Consider the following 23951-nt stretch of genomic DNA (forward strand, 5'->3'; position numbering starts at 1 on the left):
AGATGGTGCAGGAAAGTTGTAAAGTGTGTGATTATGTTATTTTCTTTCTCCCTGCTCGTATTCTTGTCTTCAATTCACGCAGGAAATGATCTGCGCGCGCTTCATTGGGAGATCAATCTTCTCCGATCGATAAGGGAGATCAATTCTTAGGCATCGATTTTATCCCCTGGTTTTGCGGAGGATTTTCATTCGCATTCAGAAAATGCCGCAGGAGAAAGCAGAGAGTGATGATTTTTTCATCACTGCGCGGAACTAATAATCACCGATGTTCAATTTAGTTATATTTTCACATTTAATGTGAAATTTTGTTTGACAGCGGCTGAAGCTCAGATAGCGTCGCGGCAGATCTTCAATCTCCAAGGAAGGGCTGGACGCATATGACCATGATCTCCGCATTCCCGATGCCCAAGGCGACCCGCCTGTTGAGCATCGGATTGGTGACGCTGATGACATCGGCGGCTTTTGCATACGCCAAACCGCTGGATGGGGTGACCCTTACCCTTGCGTCCCAGAACGATCCGTTCGGTGCCGTACTGACCAAGCTCGCCGCCGAATTCAAGCAAGACACCGGCGCCGACCTCAAGGTCGAAGTCATGGACTATGGGACTTTGCTCACCAAGACGACCGCCGATTTCGTCGGCAATACCAAGGGTTACGATCTTGTCACCATGGACATCGTATGGGCCGGCGCCTATCAGGAAAACGGCTATTCCGTCGATCTGACCGACTGGGTCAAGCGTGATGCCGCGGAATTGGACCTGGACGATATCTACCCGGTCATTCTTCAATCGCTGGGTCAGTACAAGGGCCACTATGTGGCCTTCCCCTTCGCGGCCTACGCCAATGTGCTTGCCTATCGCAAGGATCTGTTCCAGGCAGCCGGTCTCTCAGTGCCAACGACAGTCGACGAATTGGTGTCCGACGCCAAGAAGCTCACCGACCCTTCCAAGAAGCAATACGGCTTCGTGGCCAACGGCCAGAAAGGCCCTGCCGTCGCACAGGACTGGATGCAGTATAACAACCAGATGGGCGGTTCCATCCTCGACAAGGACGGCAAGCCGGCGCTCAACTCTCCCGAGAACGTCAAGAGTCTGACCGTCTACAAAAAGCTGTTCGTCGAGACCGCACCTCCCGGTGCCATCGAATATGATTGGGGCGGTCGCGAGGAAAGCTTCCGTCAGGGCACTGCGGCCATGATGCAGACTTGGTCTGTCGGTGCGCCGGGCTATTCGGACCCTGCCTCGTCGAACGTCGTCGGCAAGGTCGGCATTACCATCGCACCGGTCGGCAAAGGCGTTTCGCCCCAATATGGCGTCGGCGGCTGGGGCATGGCGATCAATGCCGATATCGATCCAAAACAGAAGGAAGCCGCCTGGACCTTCATCAAATGGCTCGTCAGCAAGAAGATTCACAAGGAGTTCAACATGGACGGCGCCGGCTCCTTCATGCGCAAAAGCGAGATGACCGATCCGGACCTGACGGCCAAGTTCGACTTCCTGCCTGTCGTTGCCAAGACCTATGAAAACGGCAATGGCGACTACCGCCCGCGTATCCCGGAATACCCGGAAATCCAGGACATCCTCGGTGCCGCCGTGAACTCCGTTCTGGCGGGCGCTGCTGAACCGCAGGCAGCCCTTGATGAGGCCCAAGTGGAAGCCAAGAAACTGTTCTAGGTTTCACGTGCCCGTTCAGCGATATTAGGGCTCCCCGCCGCCGGCAGGCGGGGAGAGGGCATTCAAACGTGCATTGCGTTGAAAAAACACAGGATTGAAATCGAAATGAACCAGCCATTCCTCGCCACCGGCGAAGACGCCCGCCGACCGCGGCAAGCCGGCATGGGTCTCTTCACGATCGGCCGCAGTTTTTCAGATCGTCGCCGTTTCTTCCTCTTCTTCATGGCCGCTCCGGCCGTGCTCTATGTCCTGGCCATTGGTGTCTGGCCTTTGGCGCAGGGCGTCTGGTACAGTTTCTTCAGCTACAATCTGCTGCGTCCGGCCCGCACCAAATTCATCGGCCTTGGAAACTACATCGAAATATTCTCGGACCGTTCCGCGCTGCAGGCGATCGTCAATACGTTCGAGTTCACGATCGCCAGCGTGAGCCTCCAACTGATCTTGGGATTTGGCCTCGCACTGCTCTTGTGGCGCGACAGCCGCTTCAACCGTGTGGCGCTGGCTTTCCTACTCGTTCCCGCCACCATCACGCCGCTGGTCGTCGGCCTCATTTTCAAGGCGCTTTTGGGGGCTGACTACGGCCTTGTCGGCTATTTTCTCGCAGAGGCCGGTATCGGCCCGCGAACCGGATTTCTCACCGATGCGGGGACCGCACTGTGGGTGCTGATCCTCATCGATTGCTGGGAATGGACACCGTTGATGGCGCTGATCCTGCTTGCAGGACTTAAATCCTTGCCCAACGATGTTCTGGAGGCAGGCCGCACCGACGGCGCCACAGCCTTGCAGCGATTCACCCTTCTCATCCTGCCGCTGATGCTTCCTTCCATCTTCCTCGCGCTCATGCTGCGGATGATGGACGCGTTCCGGGTATTCGATTCCGTGTTCGTTACGACTGGCGGCGGGCCGAATGACGCGACCAACACGCTGATGGTGCTGGCAGTCAAGGAGGGCCTGCAGTTCTTCAACGTCGGTTACGCCTCGGCGATCGGCAATATTACCCTGCTGTTCATCGCCATCATGGCCGCCGTGCTTCTGCTCATCGTGCGCCGTGCCGATGTCCGGATCAATGGGAAGTGACGCCGATGTCCAACGCTTCGACCCGACAGATCCTGTTCGAGCGGACTGCCGTTCTGATCATCACGATGCTGTTTCTATTGCCGGTGCTCTGGCTGATCACCACGGCCTACAAGCCGTCCAACCAGATTTTCTCGATTCCACCAAAGCTCGGCTTCCAACCGACGCTAGACCAGTTTAGAAAAGTATTGACCTATTTCGATGTCGTCTCGCTGCTGCGATCCTCCATCGTGATCAGCCTTGGTACCACCGTTCTTTCGCTTCTCCTTGGGGTGCCTGCTGGTTACGCGCTGGCACGGTCGCGTTCCCGTTACGCCAGTTTCTTTGCCTATTTCTTCCTCGCCATCCGCATGGTTCCAGCCATTGCGGCCCTCATCCCCTTCTATCTCATGATGCGCGATATGGGGCTGCTTGGAAGCTGGTGGGCGGTGATCATCATCAATACCATGCTCAACTGCGCTTTCGTCACCTGGATGATGTTTTCTTATTTCCGCGCCCTTCCGCGAGATATGGAAGAAGCTGCAATGACGGACGGCTGCACGCAGATCGGCGCATTTTTGAAGGTCGCGGTCCCCGCTGTTCGCTCCGGCATCATCGCCTGCATCCTCTTCTGCGTGATGTTTTCGTGGAACGACTTCCTCTACCCGATGTTTCTGACGACGCTCGATTCCAAGCCGATCTCGGTGGCCCTCCTGACCGCCTACGGCACCAAGGATGTGACCTGGGGGTCGCTTGGTGCGCTGGCGCATTTTTCCACCATTCCGATTGTCCTGATGGCGCTTTTCCTGAACCGCTATTTCGTTCAGGGCGCGACCAACGGCGTACAATAGGAGCCGATCGATGGCCCAGATTTCCTTCGAGAATGTCTCCAAGACCTATGAGGGCGGCCATTCCGCGCTGCATGGGCTGAATCTCGACATCATCGATGGCGAATTCATGGTTCTTGTGGGACCGTCCGGCTGCGGCAAGTCCACGGCGCTGCGGATGATCGCAGGCCTTGAAGACATCACCGGCGGCACCCTCAGGATCAATGGTCAGGTGGCAAACGATCTCGCGCCGCGCGACCGCGATATCGCCATGGTGTTCCAGTCTTATGCGCTCTATCCACATCTGACAGTTGCCGACAACATCGCCTTCGGCCTCAAGGTCCGTAACATCAGGCGCGAGATCATCGAGAAGAAGGTGCGTGAGACAGCGGCGCTGCTCGAACTCACCGAGTATCTGGATCGCAAGCCTGCCCGGCTGTCCGGTGGCCAAAGGCAGCGCGTCGCCATGGGTCGCGCGCTGGTGCGCTCCCCCCATGCCTTTCTCATGGATGAGCCACTCTCTAATCTGGACGCCCGCCTTCGCGGCCAGATGCGCGCGGAAATCGCCAAGTTGCAGCGCATGAGCGCGGTCACGACGGTCTATGTGACGCACGATCAGGTCGAGGCGATGACCATGGGGCATCGGGTCGCGGTGATGAACAAGGGCACCCTTCAGCAGCTCGACACCCCCCGTCGTCTCTATGACAAGCCCGTCAATCTGTTTGTTGCCAGCTTCATCGGCTCGCCGCCGATCAATTTCATGGAAGGCACCATCGCGGCGCAAGGCGGAAGGCCGGTGGTTCAAGCCGGAGCCTTCGCCCTGCCGCTCGGCGCAACCGGCGAGCGTTGCGAGATCAGGTCAGGCCGCAAGGTGATCGTCGGCATCCGGCCCGAGGCCCTCAAGCTCACAAGCGATACCGGCGCGGCGGGCACGATTTCGGCGCGCGTCGCCTTTGTCGAGGATCTGGGGGCAACGCTTCTGGTTCATCTCGATGTTCAGGATGCCACCATGATCCATTCCACCGTGATCGAAGAGGAAAAGGATCTCCTGTCGGTCCGTCCGCGTCTGAGATCGATGATCGACAGTGGCCGTTCGGTCACGGCGGGCGAGATGCTGACCTTCTCGGTCGATCCGTCGGCCATCCACATCTTCGACGCTGAAATGGGCATGGCACTATGAACGAACGCCCCGTATCAGGCTTCTGGCCACTTGGCGGCACGTCAGTCAAAAGCGCGATGGCGATTATTCTCATCGACATGCAGATCGATTTCTGCGCGTCCGGCGGCTGGATCGATCAGCTCGGCGAAGACGTTTCCAACACTCGCGCCGTCATTCCGCCCATTAGCCAGGCACTTGCCGCCGCAAGAAGCGCCAGCATCGCCGTTATCCACACGCGCGAGGGGCATTTGCCTGATCTGTCCGATCTCCACGCCAACAAACAATGGCGCACCCGCGTTCATGGGCTGGGGATCGGCGATATGGGCGCCATTGGGCGGATTCTTGTCCGTGGCGAGCCTGGATGGCAGATCATCCCGGAACTCGCACCACAGGCCGACGAATTGGTGATCGACAAGTCCGGAAAGTCGGCGTTCCATCAGACCGATCTGGAGGTGGAACTGCACAAGCGTGGCGTCTCCCGTCTGGTGATCACCGGCGTCACTTCAGACTGCTGCGTGCAGTCGACCATGCGGGATGGTTTCGAGCGTGGCTTCGAATGCGTCTTGCTCGAGGACTGCACGGCGGCGGTCGAGACACCGAACCATCTGGCGACGCTTGAGATTCTCAAAGCTTACGGCGGTCGTTGGGGTGGGGTCTCTTCCCTTGCCGCCTTCCAAACCATGCTGGAGCGCGCCGATGTCTGATCTCGGAGTCAGACCCTTCGGCCAGATTGAAGCCTTGCCATATCACTGGCCTTTCGACGGATATTGGTCACCGGCCGATAGCGCCCTGTTGCTGCTCGGCTTTCAGCGAGGCACGATTTCGGCACTCTCCGCCGCGCCGGCTTTTACGGTGGCGCTGCGCCTGTTGGCGGCCGCCCGAGACCGCGGCCTGTTCGTTGCGGCATCGCGCCGTGTCGCCTTGCCCGATGGTGACATGGTCGCCCGCCGCCGTCATACCATGGGCGATGTCGTCCCGGCCGAAGGCTCCGACGATTGGGCTTTTCCGCCACAACTCGTTCTGCCGCACACCGCTTTGGTGATCGATCATCCCGGTGATAACGCCTTCTACAAGACAACCCTCGAAAAGGCGTTGAAGGCCCGTGGCGTTCGCAATCTTCTGATCGCCGGATTGCCGACGGAAGGCCTGGTGCACGCCACCCAGCGCACCGCCAACGATATGGGTTTCGAGTGCCTTGCCGTTTCAGATGCTTGCCAGGGCACGAGCGAGCCGCGCCACACCGCGCAATTGCGCATCACCACATTCGGCAATGGCCTCTTCGGCACCGTTGCCACCGCCGCCGCTGTCCATGCGGCACTGACAAAAGCTTGAGGAGCGTTCCATGTCCAAGCCAGACTGGTCTGCCGCAACCGGCAGTCTCGATCTCGACACATTAACCGAGGCCTACGCTGCCGGCACACTGACGCCAACTATTGTCATCTCCGCCATCTATAACCGTATCGCCTCGCGTGGTGACGATCACGTCTGGATTCATCTGATATCGCGAGAAGACGCATTGAAGGCCGCGGCAGCTCTTGAAGCTGAGGGTTATGATGGGCGGCCCCTTTGGGGCATCCCGTTCTCGGTCAAGGATTGCAACGACGTTATCGGCTTGCCCACCACAAACGCGCTGAAAGAAAGCGTATACATTGCCACGTCCAGTGGGCAAGCGATCACCCGGCTGTTCGATGCTGGCGCCATCCTGATCGGCAAGACCAACATGGACCAGTTCGGCATCGGTCTCGTCGGCATGCGCACACCCTATGGCGCCTGTTCATCGGTCTTCGACGAGCGCTACATTTCCGGCGGCTCAAGCTCTGGCTCTGCCGTCTCGGTCGCTGCCGGCCTTTCAAGCTTCTCGATCGCCAATGACGCCGCCGGGTCCGGCAGGGTGCCTGCCGGCTTCAATAATATCGTCGGCATCAAGCCGACGCCGGGCCTCGTCAGCAATGCCTGCGTCTCCGGCGGCGGCTGCGTCAAGACCATCGAGACGGTTGCGGTTTTCGCACTCACCGTCGATGACGGCATGAAGGTGACGGAGCTCATCGCCGGCTATGACCCTACCTATCCGTTTTCCAAGCCTGAAGCGGACGCCGTCAAACTGACGCCCGCTGCGCCGCCGCCACGATTCCGCTTCGGCATTCCGAAGGGGGCTGCCCTTCGCTTCTTCGGCGACACCGAGGCCGAGCGCCTGTTTCGCGAAGCCGTTGCTCGAATGCAGGCCCTAGGCGGAGAGGTGGTAGAGGTCGATTTCACCCCCTTTGAGGAAACGCAGCGTATTCTCTACGAAGGCCCCTGGATTTGCGAGCGCGCCCTCAGTCTCGATGCCGTGCTGGAAAAACACCGCGATGCCATTCACCCCGTGACACGGCAGATCCTCTCCAATTCAGGCAAGTTCACGGCCCTCGATACTTTTGCAGCCATCCACCGCATTGCCGAACTCAAGCGCGACACGCGGCCCATCTGGGAGGATATTGCCGTCCTGATGGTGCCGACGACACCAACCATCTACACGAAGGATGAGATCGCTGCCGACCCGATCGCGTTGAACGCCAGGCTCGGCATCTACACGAACTTCGTCAACCTGATGGGGCTTTGCGGCATCGCCGTCCCCAACGGTTTCCGTGAAGACGGATTGCCGTTGGGCGTGACGTTTCTCGCGCCGGGGTTCGAGGAGGCCAAAGCGGCGGGGATCGCCGCAGCTTTCCACCGCGCGACCGGGCTTCCGCTCGCCATGTTCGACAATCCCTACCCCAACGCTGCAGCCCGGCCGCTCGATGAAGATTATCGCGAGATTGCCGTAGTCGGTGCCCATCTCTCCGGTATGCCGCTCAACCACGAACTGACGACACGCGGCGGCGTCTTCCGGCGAACGGCAAGGACAAGCAATACCTACCGGCTCTATGCCTTGAATGGGACTGTGCCACCCAAACCGGGCCTCATCCGCGCGAGGGAGGGCGGCGGCCCCATCACGGTCGAAATCTGGGCTTTGCCAGCTGCCGGCTTTGGCGATTTCATCGCCCGTATTCCGGCTCCCCTTGGCGTCGGAAAGCTCTCGCTTGAGGATGGCACTGAAGTCACCGGCTTTTTGTGTGAAAGCACGGCCATCGCCGGTCAGCCCGACATCACCGCTCATGGTGGCTGGCGTGCCTACCGCCAGAGCGTTGCGGCTTAGGAATGAGGGGCGGACTCCACAGACTACCCGATAAACTCGAACTCTGGAAACACGCATATGCCTGACGCCGGCTTATCTCGATCCGGATATCGGCATTCCTGCAAGGAAGGAAAAAACAATGGTCTTTGATTGCTTTGGCGACCGCAAGAAGGTCGTGATCTCCATGGCGCATATTGGTGCGCTTCCCGGCTCGCCGCTCTATAATGCGGACGGCGGCGTTCAGAAGCTGATCGACGACGTCATGACGGATGTCGAGAAACTGCAGGACGGCGGAGTCGATGCCATCATGTTCGGCAACGAAAACGATCGACCCTATGTTTTCAAGGCTTCCCCCGAAAGCATCGCCGCGATGACTGCCATCGTTCAGGCGATCAAACCCGCCATCAAGGTTCCCTTTGGCGTAAACTATCTTTGGGATCCGTCGGCAAGCGTCGCCATCGGTGCGGTGACCGGGGCGAGTTTCGTGCGGGAAATCTTCACCGGCCTGTTTGCCTCTGACATGGGGTTATGGCAGCCGGACTGCGCGAGCGCATCGCGACTTCGCAGTTCGCTTCGTCGCGACGACATGAAACTGCTTTTCAACATCAATGCCGAATTTGCCTATTCGCTCGATCAACGACCCATCGCACTGCGGGCCAGAAGCGCGGTATTCTCATCGCTCGCTGACGCGATCCTGGTGTCCGGTCCGATTACCGGTCAGCCCGCCGAACAGTCCGACTTGCGCTCGGTCTGCGAGGCCGTGACGGACGTGCCGGTCTTCGCAAACACCGGCGTCAATCTCGACAATGTCCGCGATGTCCTATCCATCGCGCAAGGCGTGGTGATCGGCACGCATTTCAAGATCGACGGCAATACGTGGAACGCCGTTGACGGCAGTCGCGTCAAGCGGTTCATGGATTTGGTCGAAACGCTGCGCTAGATTGGAGATTGGCTAATGACCATGGTTCTTGGCCTCGATATCGGAACGACCTCGACCATCGGCATTCTGCTGCGACTGCCCGACAAGATCCTTGCCACCGCGTCCCGTCCCGTTTCCCTGCGATCACCGCAGATCGGCTGGGCGGAGGAGGATCCCGCTGAGTGGTGGGAAAACGTTCGCTCGATCGTTCCGGAGCTTCTGGAAAAGAGCGGGGTGCAGGCAAGCGACATCATGGCAATCGGCACGACAGGCATGCTTCCGGCCGTGGTGCTGCTCGATTCTGCCGGGACGGTAATCCGGCCCAGCATCCAGCAGAGCGACGGACGTTGTGGTCTTGAGGTCGGCGAACTGAAGGTCGAATGCGATGAAGAGGCATTCCTGGCAAAAGCGGGAAACGGCATCAACCAGCAGCTCGTCACGGCCAAGTTGCGATGGATCGAACGCCATGAACCAGAGAATTTCAAGCGCATTTCGACGGTTCTCGGCTCTTACGACTATATCAACTACCGGCTAACTGGCGCGCTTGCCGTGGAGCAGAACTGGGCACTCGAAGCGGGATTCGTCGATATCACGCGGCACGAGATCGACGACACCCTCGTCGATCTCGCGCATATACCGCGCTCGGCCATCCCGCCGAAGCGAGCGTCGCACGCGATCACGGGTCATATCGATGAAAGAGGCGCTCGCGAGACCGGCCTTGCGATCGGAACTCCGGTCGTTGCCGGAGCGGCCGACATGATCGCTTCGGCGCTTGGCGCTGGCGTCGTCGACGCGGGCGATGTGCTTCTCAAATTCGGCGGCGCCGTCGATATTTTGACGGCGACAGATGTCGTGCGCCCAGACACGCGCCTTTTCCTCGACTACCACCTGGTGCCGGGACTTTTCATGCCAAATGGATGCATGTCGACCGGCGGCTCGGCGCTGAACTGGTTCATCGAAACCTTTGCTGGTGGGGAAAAAGAAGCCGCGAACGCCGCCGGGCTGACGATCCACCAGCACCTTGACAGGATGGCGGATAAAAAAAATGCCGGCGCCGATGGGCTGACGATCTTGCCCTATCTGCTCGGCGAGAAAACGCCCATCCACGATCCCGCCGCACGCGGCGTGGTCGAGGGCCTGACCTTGTCGCATGATCTCGGCCATATCTGGCGGGCTCTGCTCGAATCCTATGCCTATGCCATCCGGCACCATATCGAGGTCCTCATCGACATGGGCCACAAGCCGGTCCGCTTTTTCGTCTCGGACGGCGGCGCGCAAAGCAAGATCTGGATGCAGATCGTTGCCGATGTCCTGGAAGTTCCTGTCCAACGCCTATCCGGCCATCCGGGCTCCTGTCTCGGCGCGGCCTGGACGGCCGCCATCGGTGCAGGACTGACGGACGACTGGGGCGGCATCACCGGTTTGGTCACCTTCGCCGAACAGTTGCGGCCTAATGCGGAAAATCGGCCCAATTACAGAAAGGCGTATCGTCGCTATCGCGACGTCTACGAGAAGCTTTGTCCTCTTTGGCAGTGACAAGGCCGCCCTGATTGCCCGAAAGGCTCGCCGCGATGGGCGGTGCAGCGCTGGCTTCTCCTGCAAGATCGGCCCGCAAATAGGTCGACGGATCGCCGCTGAGGCAACTTCGTTGCGGCGATTGTCTAAAGATAGTTAGTCGCGGCGGCATCGACTTCAAAAAAAGCGGCGCCTTCAAGAAGCGCCGCTTCGAGATATGGATCCGACAAAAAGGCGTCAGGCGCCAGCGGTCTGCGCATGGGTGGCAAGTTGCTCGTCGTGGTTATTGAACAGCACATGCACGGCGTCGTGCCCCGCTGGCGTGTAGTTCTGCAGCGTGGCCACCACATGGGTCTCCGAACCGGTGTTGACGCTGATCTTCGTTGAATTGGATGCTGTGTCGACCGCCGCCGTCATCGACGCGACTGCACTCGCCTCGGTCATGCCCGGATGATCGCCGACCAGCGCGTTCAAAAGGTTAGAGACATCCAACTTGTCGCCCTCTCCCTTCGGACTGAAGTCGGTAATGACATCGGCCATGTTCAGGTTGTGCAGGGCTTTGGCATCGAGCACGAAGGTATCCGCGCCAGCGCCGCCGGTCATCGTGTAGCCGCCGCCGCTCGTCAACGTGTCGTTGCCGTCGGTGCCGTAGAGTTGGCCGACACCTCTGAAATCGATCTCGGCATAGGCGCCGTCGTGGCTGAGTAAGAAGTCGTTGGCCGAGTAGTCGCCAGTTAGGCCGACGGTGGCAATATGGGCGCCGTCGGTGACGATCAGCACGCCGCCGGTTTTTGCCGCGTTCTCGGTATAGGAGAAGCTTGCCGTTGCAGCGGAGATGTCGCCGAACCGCAAGGCATCGTTGCCATCGAGACCTGCGATCGTGCCGGTAAAAGCAACAGCGTGATCGATGGTGATGGTGGCCTGGGCGTCCGTGCTGAGGCTGATCGCCTGGCTGAACGAGCCGCCGATTTCGAGGCTGGCGTGACCCGACAGCAACACCGTGCCGCGGCCGCTGACATTGCCTTCGAGATCAATGTTCCCGCCATCCGCCCACAGTACGCCCTCATTGATGACGCTGCTGTGTATGTCGAGGCCACCAGCCCCGGTCGCCTCAAGCATGCCGGTGTTGTTCACCGCGTTCACGCCAGTGTCGATAACAAGTGCGTGGCTGCCGTCAGCAATGATCGTGCCCTCGTTGACCAGGCTCAGGTGAGCATCGCCGAGCCGACCGGCACCCGAGATAATGTTGTCAACATTGGTGAGCGTGACACTGTCACCGCTGCCGAAGATGACGTTGTGCGCATCGTCGGACAAGATCACCGTGCCGCCGCCGGTCAGCGTGAGGCCGTGCTGGACAATTTCGAAGGCCGTCTCGCTTCCGGTCGAAGAGAGATGGATGCTGCCGGTGTTGTCGAGCGTGCCACTGAACGGCATCAGCGCTCCGTTGGCGACCACCATGTCCCCGGCATTGTGTGTTATGACCTCTTCGTTGAAGAGGAAGTCATCCGCCGTAAGAGCCGCGGCGCTGACACCTGCCAAGGTGATGGTCTCACCATTGCCTAGCGTGATGACGGCACTTCCGGATGCATCGCTCGACAGATGGGCCAGAACGTCCGCGAAGCTGTCGAAGCCCGCAAAGCCGATTAGGTCGATCTTGTCATGCGCCACATCGAAGTTGTGCACGACGTCCTCGCCGATAGTATTTGCAAAGACCAGCGTGTCGTTGCCGCTCGATGCGGTGAGCGTGTCGTCGCCCGACCAGGCGAAGATCGGCGAACCCTTGGCATAGGCTTCGACATTGTCCGCCACTGTGGCCATACCGGTTGTGCCGTCCGCATTGATCCAGGTCTCTGTGATCTGGAGGACCACCGCGCCGGTTACACCATCGGGCGAGGTCACCGTCAGCGACGACGGATTATTCGTCACGACGGACCAGGTACCATCGGCATTGTGCGTGCCCTCGCTCAGCGTCCAGCCTGCCGGTACTCCGGCAATGCTCATCGTCACCGCACCGACGTGGTTAGACGGATCGCCAAGAGCGAGATTGATCGCCTGGCCGGACATACCGGCAGGCTTGAAATTCACCACATTGCTGTCTGTGCCGGCGTTGCCGGCAAGATCGGCATAGCTGTCTCCCGAAACTGAGGCAGACTTCCAGCCGTTGTTCCAGTTCCAAATACTCGCTGTATAGATGTCCTGACCGGAGGCATTCACGCCGACATGATTGAAGTCGTATAGTGAGTAATTATTATTTTGAGTGACATCATTGATATTGAACCCAGACACCGCCTCACTGAAGGTGAAAGTCATGACGCCGCTATTCTGCGTGATGACAAGTGTCGGGTGAGTCGTGTCGATCTTGATATCATAGACGTCGCTCGGCGAGAGCGCGGTTGGTACGCCGGCATCCGTGATCGAGGCCCGGAAGTTGTAAGTCGATCCATTCTTCAGCGTCGGTGTGGCAATATCGACGTACCCACTGCTGATATTCGCCGATGTCAAGATGACTGCCGTGCCAAGCACAGTCGTATTGTTATAGAGCTGCACCGTATCCCCAGCGACGGCACCGGTTCCGCTCAGGCTCACCCGGATACCAAGGGTGGTATCGTCGGTGATCGCACCATTCGCAAGGTTGCCTTGGATCGGGCCGTAGTTGTCGGTAACGCCGATGATGTTTGGCGCCGACACAGGTTGCTTTGCGCCGTGGACGGACACAACAATATCCTGTGAAGCCGTTCCGTCCACGGAGGCAACTGTCAATTTGTCCGTAACAGTCTGGCCTGCGTTCAATGCCTGCACATTTGCCGCGGAATTGTTGAGCGCGTAGCCCCAAACCCCGGTCGTGGCATTAAATGTGAACGTACCATAGGTCCCATTCAGCGACGATGGTGTTTGGAAATGGTTCTCGCCATAGTCCACATCGGCAACGTTCAACACACCGGTGGCCGTCAACTGGCCATTTTCGGTGACCGAGCCGCTTGCCGTGCCGGAGATCGACGCTGCATCGTTCGTACCATTGACCGTCACCACGACCGTCTGCGTCGTGATACCACCCTGGCCATCGCTCAGCTGAACTGTGAAGTTCTCCTGCGGATGGCTCGAAGCCGTAAGCGGATTGGCCTTCGACTGATCCAGGTGATAGGTCCAGTTGCCGTTCTGATCGACGCTCAGCGTGCCGTAAGCACCGGTCACGGAGCCGTCGATATTGCCGGTCTGGCCATTGCCGGCGACCAGCGACCACTTAATCGACGGGCCATCCACATCAGCGCCGGTCACATGGCCAGTCGCCGTATTGTGAGCGGTGTCGTCGGCCACACCAATACCAGCCTCGGTCACGCTGCCGGCGGCGCTATCGTTACCGACAAGCGCAATGGTCGGAGCATCGTTCGTACCGTTGACCGTCACCACGACCGTCTGCGTCGTGATACCACCCTGACCATCGCTCAGCTGAACCGTAAAGCTTTCCTGTGGATGGCTCGAAGCCGTAAGCGGATCGGCCTTCGACTGATCCAGGTGATAGGTCCAGTTGCCGTTCTGATCGACGCTCAGCGTGCCGTAAGCACCGGTCACGGAGCCGTCGATATTGCCGGTCTGGCCATTGCCGGCGACCAGCGACCACTTAATCGACGGGCTGTCGACATCAGCGCCGGTCACATGGCCGGTCGCCGTGTTGTGAGCGGTGTCGTCGGCCACACCAATACCAGTCTCAGTCACACTGCCAATGGCGCTGTCGTTACCGATAAGCTTAATCGTCGGTGCATCGTTCGTGCCGTTGATGGTGATATCGATCTGCTGGGACGTGCCATCCGCCGTCGTCACCGTGACGATGTCGTGCAGCTTCGTGTTGCTGCCGGTGCTGTTCAGCGCCTGGACGGCACTGTTACTGTTATCCAGCAGGTAGCTCCAGTGACCGTCAGCGCCGATCGTGAAATGACCGTAGCTCGTCGCCACGTTATTTTGCGCCGTAAACGAAGGATTGCTGTCGACGTCCGTCGCCGAAAGCACCCCGCTCGCCGCGGGCACCCCGACCGTCCCATTATCGACGCCACCGGCCTCCGTCACGCTGCCAGACACGTCACCCATGATCACCGCAGCATCGTTCGTGCCGTTGATCTTGATGCTGAACGTACCGCTGCTTTTGCTGCCGTCACCATCGGTCAAGGTATATCCGATCGACAGGATCGATGTGTGACCAACTGACAGGGCATCGAATGCAGTTCCGGGTGTGATAGTCACATGGCCTGCGTCGATCGAGATCATCGACGGGCTCAACGTCAAGCCGGCAAGATCACCCGTGGCCTTGACGCTATCGACATGGATCGCACCGCTCGCAGCCGCCCCATCGGCACCGAAAGCGATGGTGCCCGCAGCAAGAGTAAAGGTTGGGTTGTCGTTCTCAAGCATAGACCCAAGCGAAACGGTGCTTGCGATCGGCTTGTCGTCGCTGATGTTGAAGGTCAGTGTCGCGGTATGGCTTTCTCCGTCAATCGGCGCGTCGCTGATTTTAACCGCGAAGTCGTCATGATTGCTCGCGCCGTTAGTTGCCGCGGTCAGCGTATAGACGTAATTGATGGCCGTTGCGGTGACGCTGACGATATGTAGCGTTCCATAAGAGCCCTGAATGTTGGCATTGGCATCACCATGAGCGATGACTGCGCCAACATTGAATGTATGGCCGCCGATCGTCACCGTCGAAGGTGCATCGCCCGCGGTGATCGCAATACTACCCGAATGGACGTTGGCGACGCCGGCCGTCCCCGTTCCACCCTGTAAGCCGCTTTCGCTGACGCTTGACACCAGGCTAGCCGAAGAGATCGTCGGAAGGCTGTCCGTCGCCGACTGAACGACGATGGTTGCGGAACCGCTGCCTAAGGCGACGGAATCGCCGTCGAAATCCGTCGCCGTCAGATATTTCGAGAAGTCGAGCGGCAGCGTCTTGCCGCCGTCGATCGGATGGTACAGGTCGAACGTGGCATGACCACTGGTAGGATCGACAGTCAACGTAAAGACCGTGACGCCTCCGGCCGAGCCGGTGATCGTGTGCCCATCGGCGCTGGCAAGCGTGATGGCTGTGCCGTTGTAGGTCAATCCGGTTCCACCGGTCAGGTTGCCGGAAGAGGTTCCGGCGGTGATCGCGTTCACCGACCAGGCCATCGGGCCGTCGGCGCTGGCATGCACCAGTGAGGTCAGATCCAGAGTCGTCTCGGCGGGGGCATTGGTGGGTGTCGTCGTGGTGTCTGTGACATGGATATTGTCGAGCGTGATCGCCCGGGCGGCGTCATGCGGAGAAACTGTAATTGACGTCAGCTGTACGTTGTAAAGAGGGGACCCCGCGGTAACCGAAAAAGTCGTATTGCCGTTAGTTGGCGTGAACGTCGTGGTATAAGTTTTGCCATCCGCCCCGATGCCGATGATAGTGACTGGCTGGGTTGGGGAATGACCCGGCGTGGACTCAGTTATGTCCATCTGGGTGACGACGAACGTCGTCCCCGCGTTGGATGCGAGCACGATATCGCCGTTGTTAGACGACTGACCAGCGTGGCCGTGACCAACGCTGCCTTCAGTAATCGTCAGGCCCGCAGCAGCTGGGGTGACCGTGCTGAAATCGATTATGTATGATCCCGTCGTCACTATCGGCGCATTGATCGCCGTTTCCGAAACACTTGCGGAAACGGAGGAATGATCAACCAGAGTAGGCACATCATCGATCACATCGATCGTAAATCTCTGTGTGCCGTTCGTCGTGTCGCCGTCGCCGTCATGGCCAGCAACCTGGAAGGTTAGCTTGATATCCGCGAGGTTGACCTGACCGTTGACGTCGTCGAGCCCCTTATAGAGCGTGAAGTTGTAGGCACCGCTGGCGTGACTACCGTCTTGAGACAGAGCAACCTTGAAGACCCAGCTCGACTGGTCGGCGGCATCGCTGCCGGTATAGGCGATCAGCGTCATGCCGTCACCGCTGAGCGAGTAGGACAGCGCGTGGCCGCCAGAGCTTAGCTTTGTCGCATCCAGCGTCTGATTGTTGCCGTAGCTCGCGGTGAAATAGCTGCCGTTCGATTGCGCTACGAAGGTAGCAGCATGGGCGGCCGGGCCGTCAGCGCCGAAGGCGAGATTGAGCGCAACATCGCCGGTGCTGATGCCCGAAGGCGACAGCGAACCCGAATTGGTCAAAAGATCGTGCTCGACAAGCGTCTTTGCCGAAATGCCACCATCGATCGAAGGGCCGGCATCGTCGAAATGAATGCTGCTGCCGATAGAAACAGACCTGGCGACGGTGTCGCCGTCGCTATCGGTTGCACTGAGAACCGCCGAGAGCTTACCGGTGAGATCAACCGTGTCGCCATCCGACTTTGACGTGTTCGGGTTAGCAAGCGCCATGTACTGGGCGATGCTGACCTTGCCGCTGTTGTCGATGCGGATCGCAAAGGCGATTTCGCCATCGGCGATCTTGCCGACAACCGTGCCATCGGCAAGCTGCGAAAGCGTGATCGCCTGACCTGCCGTCGTCGTCAAGCCGGAGTCGGCATTGTCGATATGAAGCCTCAGGCTGCTCGTCGCGCCCGACGCATCGTCGGCACCCATCGAAACCGACGGAGAGACGACGTTATGCTGTGCGTAGACTGTCGACATGTGTGGATCGCTGCCGCCGGCGATGCCGGCAAACAGGCTTTTAACTGCATAGGTGGCGCTTACGTCGTTGTCGCCGCTGCCGCTCTCGTCGATGGTGATCGAGCCAGTCAGGGCCAGATCGACCTTCGGCATGTCGTCGACGATCGTGACTTTCAAAGCGCCGGTCAGCGTCACACTGTCACCGTCGCCGTCAGTTGCCTGGATGACGGAACCGAAGTCGATGGCCGAGATCGAGCTATTGCCGGAGCGCAGATCGTTGCCGGGACCCGCGACATTGTCGAGCTGATCGTATTGCTGGAAAGTGAAGCTGCCATCGCCGGACAGCGTCAATGACAGGACCGGGCGGTCGAGAAACGGATTGTAGCCGCTGTGGTGATCGTTATCGACATAGCCGATGATCACATTGTTGACGACGGCATAGGAGAGCGCGCCGCCACCCGAAGTCAGATGCAGGGCGGCAAGTGTCGATGCCGCATTGGCAGTGAAGCTGAAGCCGCCGCCGGGTGCTGCGCCATCGGCACCGAAGGAGACGGTGGACGCAACGGAGCCGGATACCGTGGCCGCAAAACCGAGACCGAACAGTGCCGGCTGCGAGGACGATCCGCCATGTGTGCCGTCGAGCGCGCTGTTGCCATGCGACAGGAGATTGTAAATGTCGCCTTCGTCGGCCCTGGCCGCGACGGTTGCGCCGGAGGCAACGGGAACGTCGTCGGTGATGGCGATCGCCAGCGAGCCCTTTGCCGTATCGCCATCGCCATCCGTAACCGTGAAGCCGAAATTCAGCGTCAGGCTATCTTCGGTCGTCGACGACGCCGAATGAACAAGCGGCGCATCAGCGGTGAAGCTATAGGAACCGTCCGAATTGATCGTCAGAACCGCAACGGTGGCATGGCTGGAGGCGCCGGTTGCCGTCCAGGTCGTCACACCGTTCGTCGCAGACGAGGTCCAGCTTACGTTTTCCTGATGGCCGATGCCATGGCTGTCGAGATAGATCGCCTTCAGCGTCGGCAGATTGTCCATCGATACGCTCATGACGCCATCGGCACCGGCAGAGAACAGAGCCCCGGCATCACCGTTGATCGTCTTCGCGTCGGCGGCGCCATCCAGGTTGCCATGCGCCTGCGCATCGTCGTTGAGCGGCGTTGATGCGGTATCGACCTTAAAGGCGATCGGCGCGTCGTCCTTGACGGTGACCGTCAGCGAACCGCTGGCTGTATCGCTGTCGCCATCGGTGACCGTGAAGTTGAAGGACAGATCCTGTGTATTTTCCGCAGTCTGGCTTGCCTGATGAGCGACCGGCGCGCTGAGCGTGAAGCTGTAGGAACCATCCGTGCCGATCGTCAGCGTCGCGACCGTCTGGCCGCTATCCTTGCCAGTCGCGATCCAGATCGTCTCACCGCCTGCCGCAGTCGTCGGGCTGCCCCAAACAACCGACTCGACATGCGCAAATCCGTCCTTGCCGGTATAGATGGCGCCGAAATCGGTCGTCGCTCCGAGCGTGACCTGATGAACGCCATCCGCGCCACCAGTAAAGAGCGTGCCGCTCGTGCCGCTGACCGTATCGGTGTCCGTTACGCCAACTGTGTCGGGATTTCCGCCCTTTAGGGCATCGTCGTTCAGCGTCACCCCGGTCACACTGACGGTGTGTGCCAGCGGCACGTCATCCGTGACATGCAAGGTCAGCGAGCCGGTGGATGTATCATTGTCGCCATCGGTCACCGTGAAGGTGAAGGTCAGCGGCAAGCCTTCTTCCGTCGTGCCGGAGGTTGGGTGGACGAGCGGCGCGCCTGTGCTGAATGTGTAGGAACCGTCAGCATTGATGGTCAGCGTGGCGACGGTCTCGTGATTTGCGCTGGAAGCAATCCAGGTTGTCGCGCCGCCGGAAATCGTCGGCTTGCCCCAGGTAACGTCTTCCTGCTGTGCGAACCCGTTGGCATCGACGTAGATCGCCTTCAAAGCCGGCAGGCTGGACTGATCGATTGAGACGCTTGCAAAACCGTCAGCACCAGCGCTGAACAACGCACCGGCAGCGCCCGAGACGCTATGCACGTTGGCGTCGTTGGCGTCCAGATTTCCACCGATCTGGGCGTCGTCGTTGAGCGGCGAGGCAGTGCTGTCGACCGTATGGGCGATCGGCACATCGTCCTTGACACCAACCGTCAGCGAACCCGTAGCCTTGTCGCCATCACCATCGGTGACCGTGAAGTTGAATGTCAGGGACAGGGTCTCTTCGTCGACTTGCGCGGTCGGATGCGCGAGCGGCGCACCAGTCGAAAACGTGTAGGAGCCGTCGGCATTGATGGTCAGCGTGGCAACGGTCTCATGATGCGCGCTGCTGGCCACCCAGGTCGTGCTGCCGTCAGCGACCGGCGCTTTGCTCCAGATCACGGCTTCCTGATGCGCGACGCCATCCGCATCGGTATAGATCGTGGTCAGCTGCGGCAGATCCGAATGAGCAATCGTGACCCGCTTGAACCCATCTGCGCCCATGTTGAACAGGCTGCCCGATGCGCCGCTGACGCTGTTGTATTCGTCGGCCTGGTCGGAATTGCCCCCGGGGAGCATATCCTCGTTAACGAGGCGATCAGCCGTAGCATTATTGGCGACCGGGAGGCTGTCGGCGACGTTGAGCGTCAGCGAGCCCGTTGCCTTGTCGCCGTCACCATCGGTGACTTCAAAGCCGATCTTGAAATTCTCGTTGTCGGAGCCCTTGTCGTCAGCAAAGGCGCCGGACTGGACATAGGTGTAGCTGCCGTTGGGATGGACGGTTAGCGTGAAGATGACGTGGCCGGAATCCCTGCCGGTCGCCGTGTAGATCGTGTTGCCGGAATCGTCCCTCGAGGTGCTGTAATGCAGTCCTTCCGTGTGCGCGACGCCGTTTTCACCAATATTGATGGCCTTGAGCCCGGTCGGATTGCTGAAAGTCAGCCGCGCGAAGCCATCGGCCCCGGTCGTGAACAGGCTACCCGATGCGCCACTCACGCCGTCGGCATTGCTCTTGGTGCCATCCGTTGGCGTCGCGCCCTCGCTTGGCTGCTCGAGAAGCAACTTGACGGAAGGTGCATTCGTCCCCGAGGAGGCCGACGCGGTATCGTGGAGGACGCCCGAGTCTGCTGTCACATTATTGGCGACCGGAAGGCTGTCAGCGACGTTGAGCATCAGCGAGCCGATTGCCTTGTCACCATCACCATCGGTGACTTCGAAGGAGATCTTGAAATTCTCGTTGTCGGAGCCCTTGGCATCCGCAAAAGCGCCGGACTGGACATAGGTGTAGCTGCCATCAGCACCGACGGTCAGTGTGAATAGGACATGGCCCGATTCCTTGCCGGTTGCGGTGTAGATCGTGTTGCCCAGATTGTCGGTCGTGGTGTTATAGGACAGACCTTCTTTGTGAGCGACGCCATTGACATCGATGTAGATGCCCTTGAGGCCGGTCGGATCCGTGAAGGTAACCTGCTGGAAGCCGTCAGCGCCGGCGGTAAACAGGCTTCCCGATCCGCCACTGACGGTGTCGGTGGCGCCCTCCGACGGTGTCGGCTCTTCGCTGAGCTCGACGATTGGGCGGAGCGACATCTGCTCAGCCGCCGTGTCGTAAAGGCTGCCTGTGCCGACGGTGACATCGCTGGCGACAGGCTTGTCGTCGGCGACAGTGACGGTGAAGGTGTTCGTGGCGCTATCGCCGTCAGAATCGGTTGCTGTGTAACCGAAAGTCAGCTTGATGGCGTCCGAGCCCTTGGCGTCGTCGAGCGACTGCACGAGGGTGAAGTTGTAGTGGCCGTTGTCGGTGTCCGACACCGTCGCGTAGAAGACGATGTTCGAGCCGACCACACCCTTGGCATCTGCAACCGTCGTCGGAGCGGCCTCGCCGGTATAGCCAACCAGAGTGCCGTCGGCCAGCAGCGCCGTATGGACGGCAATACCATGCGAGCTCAGCGCTTCACCATCCTGGCCTTGTGCCGCGACCGTTGCACTGGTGAAGGCAACCGAACGATCGCCGGCGCCCGACTGGTCGGTGTTGGCATTGTCGGCACCCCAGGAGATGTTGAGCGAGCCGGTGGCGACGGCGTCGGTCCCGACATGCGGGTTCTCGTTGCCGCTTGCCAACGCGCCTTCCGTGACCGAGCCTGCATCGCCGGTTGCGGCGACAGGCTTGTCGTCGGCGACAGTGACGATGAAGGTGTTCGTGGCGCTATCGCCGTCAGAATCCGTTGCTGTGTAACCGAAAGTCAGCTTGATGGCGTCTGAGCCCTTGGCGTCATCGAGCGACTGCACGAGGGTAAAGTTGTAGTGGCCGTTGTCGGTGTCCGACACCGTCGCGTAGAAGACGACGTTGGATGCGGAGATCGCCGTCGGAGCGGCCTCACCGGTGTAACCAACCAGAGTGCCGTCGGCCAACAGCGCCGTATGGACGGCAATACCATGCGAGCTCAGCGCTTCACCATCCTGGCCTTGTGCCGCGACCGTTGCACTGGTGAAGGCAACCGAACGATCGCCGGCGCCCGACTGGTCGGTGTTGGCATTGTCGGCACCCCAGGAGATGTTGAGCGAGCCGGTGGTGACGGCGTCGGTCCCGACATGCGGGTTCTCGTTGCCGCTTGCCAACGCGCCTTCCGTGACCGAGCCTGCATCGCCGGTTGCGGCGACAGGCTTGTCGTCGGCGACAGTGACGGTGAAGGTGTTCGTGGCGCTATCGCCGTCAGAATCGGTTGCTGTGTAACCGAAAGTCAGCTTGATGGCGTCCGAGCCCTTGGCGTCATCGAGCGACTGCACGAGGGTGAAGTTGTAGTGGCCGTTGTCGGTGTCCGACACCGTCGCGTAGAAGATGATGTTCGAGCCGACCACACCCTTGGCATCTGCAACCGTCGTCGGAGCGGTCTCACCGGTGTAACCAACCAGAGTGCCGTCGGCCAGCAGCACCGTATGGACGGCAAGACCATGCGAGCTCAGCGCTTCACCATCCTGGCCCTGCGCCGCGACCGTTGCACTGGTGAAGGCAACCGAACGATCGCCGGCGCCCGACTGGTCGGTGTTGGCATTGTCGGCACCCCAGGAGATGTTGAGCGAGCCGGTGGTGACGGCGTCGGTCCCGACATGCGGGTTCTCGTTGCCGCTTGCCAACGCGCCTTCCGTGACCGAGCCTGCATCGCCGGTGGCCGCGACAGGCTTGTCGTCGGCGACAGTGACGGTGAAGGTGTTCGTGGCGCTATCGCCGTCAGAATCGGTTGCTGTGTAACCGAAAGTCAGCTTGATGGCGTCCGAGCCCTTGGCGTCATCGAGCGACTGCACGAGGGTGAAGTTGTAGTGGCCATTGTCGGTGTCCGACACCGTCGCGTAGAAGACGATGTTGGATGCGGAGGTCGCCGTCGGAGCGGCCTCGCCGGTGTAACCAACCAGAGTGCCGTCGGCCAGCAGCGCCGTATGGACGGCAAGACCATGCGAACTCAGCGCTTCACCATCCCGGCCCTGCGCCGCGACCGTTGCACTGGTGAAGGCAACCGAGCGATCGCCGAGGCCTGCCTGGTTGCTATTTGAGCTGTCTGCGCCCCAGGAAATGTTAAGCGAGCCGGTGGCCGCCGCTGCGCCCGTGTCATGGCTTAGGGCTGCGTTGCCAGAAGCCAGGGCCGCCTCGGTGACCGAACCCGCAGTCCCTGCGGCCGCAACCGGCACGCTGTCTGTAATGTCGACACTCGCGACTGACGCAACGATATGGCCGCTCGTGTCGGAGACCGTGTACCGGAATTGAAGCTGAAGCACATCGCTCGACGCATTGGCACCCCGAGGATGGTCCAGGGCAGCGAGCTGGGTAAAAGTATAGTCGCCGGTCGAAGCGTTGAAGACCAGCGTGAAGACGGTGAGGCCATTGGCGACGCCGGTGACGGTCTGTCCGCTCTGGGTGACGACAACGGGAATGCCGCCGGAGGTCAGACCCGACAGCTGCTGCGTGCCGCTGCCGGTGATTTCTGCCTCTCCGACCAGCGTGACGGTCGTGATCGCGGCATTATTGCCGCCGAAGCCGAAGCGGCCGGTGCTGCTGGTCGTAAGGAAGGCGCCAGTGCTGCTGCCGCTTTCGATCAGCGAAGCCGTTTCGGTCGCCTGCTGATCGATGAACGGAACACGAGTCTGGGTGCCGGACAGATTGGCGCCGTTACCGCCGCCGATTATGTCGCCGGGACCGAGAAGGCCAATCAGGTTAAGCGGCGTACGGGCATTCCCAGCCTGGCTGTCCGTGAACTGGTGGCCGGAATCCGTGCTATTGCCGGCGTGAACCGAACCGTCGGGACCTTCAGCAACGTTGATACCCTGCTGCTGCAGTGCGGCGACGACGGCCTGCTGCGGCAGTGTGACTTCACCGATCAGGAAGGTTGGAACGTGCAGCGCTCCATTGATAATGATAATGCGCGTACCGTCAGCCTGGACGAGAACAAGATTACGTCCCTCGACATGAATGTCGTCGATGGAGGTATTCGGCGGCAGATGGACCACATTGCCATTGTCGGGCACGATCTGGACCGGCTGACGAGCGACGGCGTTTTGTGGGTCGTTGGCGCTCAGGCGCCCCGTCTTGCCATTCGCCTGCTGCTCCTCGGTTTGTGCCACCTCGAACGCAGCGACATCAGCATTCTGCGACAACGGCAGCAAATGATCGGAGCTGATATCGGCTGCAATGCTCGCATCCCGGCCACCTGATGCGAAATCATGCGAAGCAGCTTCGTGGTCTACGGTCGAAATGCGCAAGTCGTCCATGGATCTGGTTCCCGGTGTTTCGTAATGTGCCGCAATCAATTACGGGAACCGGTTGATTGCAATACTTCGTTAACCTCGCTGATATAGCCGGTTATGCACCGTCGCAGAATTATTTTACCAATGGTTAACTCACCTAAAGAACACCTTGTTAAGTGTACTGCTTGACTTTACGTCAGCCGCGGTGTGCTAATGCGACGTTATAGGCTGTTGCAGTCTGACGTTGAGAATCGGGGGGAGTAGTTGTGCCGTTTGCGATCAGCCTTTCGTTAAGTTTTTT

Annotated in this window: 10 protein-coding genes; 9 read left to right on the forward strand and 1 reads right to left on the reverse strand. The window is 59.9% G+C overall.

Annotated features, from left to right (window positions below; genetic code table 11):
• The first annotated feature begins 377 nt into the window (after positions 1–377).
• The 9 genes from FHT28_RS20235 to FHT28_RS20275 all read left to right on the forward strand — a co-directional run bounded on the left by FHT28_RS20235 (position 378) and on the right by FHT28_RS20275 (position 10321).
• Complete coding sequence (locus tag FHT28_RS20235) at positions 378–1673, forward strand: sugar ABC transporter substrate-binding protein (RefSeq protein ID WP_168597167.1); 1296 nt, start codon at positions 378–380, stop codon at positions 1671–1673.
• A gap of 162 nt (positions 1674–1835) precedes the next feature.
• Entirely contained in the window at positions 1836–2750 is a 915-nt protein-coding gene (locus tag FHT28_RS20240; RefSeq protein WP_210255818.1) for a sugar ABC transporter permease, read from the forward strand.
• Positions 2751–2755: 5 nt separating this feature from the next.
• Positions 2756–3577 carry a carbohydrate ABC transporter permease gene (locus FHT28_RS20245; RefSeq protein ID WP_168597168.1) on the forward strand — a complete coding sequence of 274 codons (822 nt, stop codon included), beginning with the start codon at positions 2756–2758 and terminating at the stop codon, positions 3575–3577.
• A 10-nt stretch (positions 3578–3587) separates the two neighbouring features.
• Positions 3588–4733, forward strand: a complete 1146-nt coding sequence (gene ugpC / locus FHT28_RS20250) for a sn-glycerol-3-phosphate ABC transporter ATP-binding protein UgpC (protein ID WP_168597169.1) — start codon at positions 3588–3590, stop codon at positions 4731–4733.
• Positions 4730–5416 (forward strand): isochorismatase family cysteine hydrolase, encoded by a 687-nt coding sequence (locus tag FHT28_RS20255; protein ID WP_168597170.1) that lies wholly within the window; start codon positions 4730–4732, stop codon positions 5414–5416. Before ugpC ends, FHT28_RS20255 begins: the two co-directional genes overlap by 4 nt.
• A complete protein-coding gene (locus tag FHT28_RS20260; RefSeq protein WP_168597171.1) occupies positions 5409–6044 on the forward strand; it encodes a cysteine hydrolase in 636 nt (211 codons plus the stop codon). Before FHT28_RS20255 ends, FHT28_RS20260 begins: the two co-directional genes overlap by 8 nt.
• 10 nt (positions 6045–6054) lie before the next feature.
• A complete protein-coding gene (atzF, locus tag FHT28_RS20265; RefSeq protein WP_168597172.1) occupies positions 6055–7887 on the forward strand; it encodes an allophanate hydrolase in 1833 nt (610 codons plus the stop codon).
• 118 nt (positions 7888–8005) lie between these two features.
• A complete protein-coding gene (locus FHT28_RS20270; protein WP_037200917.1) occupies positions 8006–8806 on the forward strand; it encodes a BtpA/SgcQ family protein in 801 nt (266 codons plus the stop codon).
• Between the two features lie 15 nt (positions 8807–8821).
• Positions 8822–10321 carry an FGGY-family carbohydrate kinase gene (locus FHT28_RS20275; RefSeq protein ID WP_168597173.1) on the forward strand — a complete coding sequence of 500 codons (1500 nt, stop codon included), beginning with the start codon at positions 8822–8824 and terminating at the stop codon, positions 10319–10321.
• Positions 10322–10537: 216 nt separating this feature from the next.
• Here FHT28_RS20275 and FHT28_RS20280 read toward each other — a convergent pair whose 3' ends face one another.
• Complete coding sequence (locus FHT28_RS20280) at positions 10538–23674, reverse strand: VCBS domain-containing protein (protein ID WP_168597174.1); 13137 nt, start codon at positions 23672–23674, stop codon at positions 10538–10540.
• Positions 23675–23951 lie beyond the last annotated feature (277 nt).

Origin of the sequence: Rhizobium sp. SG570, from assembly GCF_012275345.1 — a bacterium.
Lineage (GTDB): Bacteria > Pseudomonadota > Alphaproteobacteria > Rhizobiales > Rhizobiaceae > Rhizobium > Rhizobium lusitanum.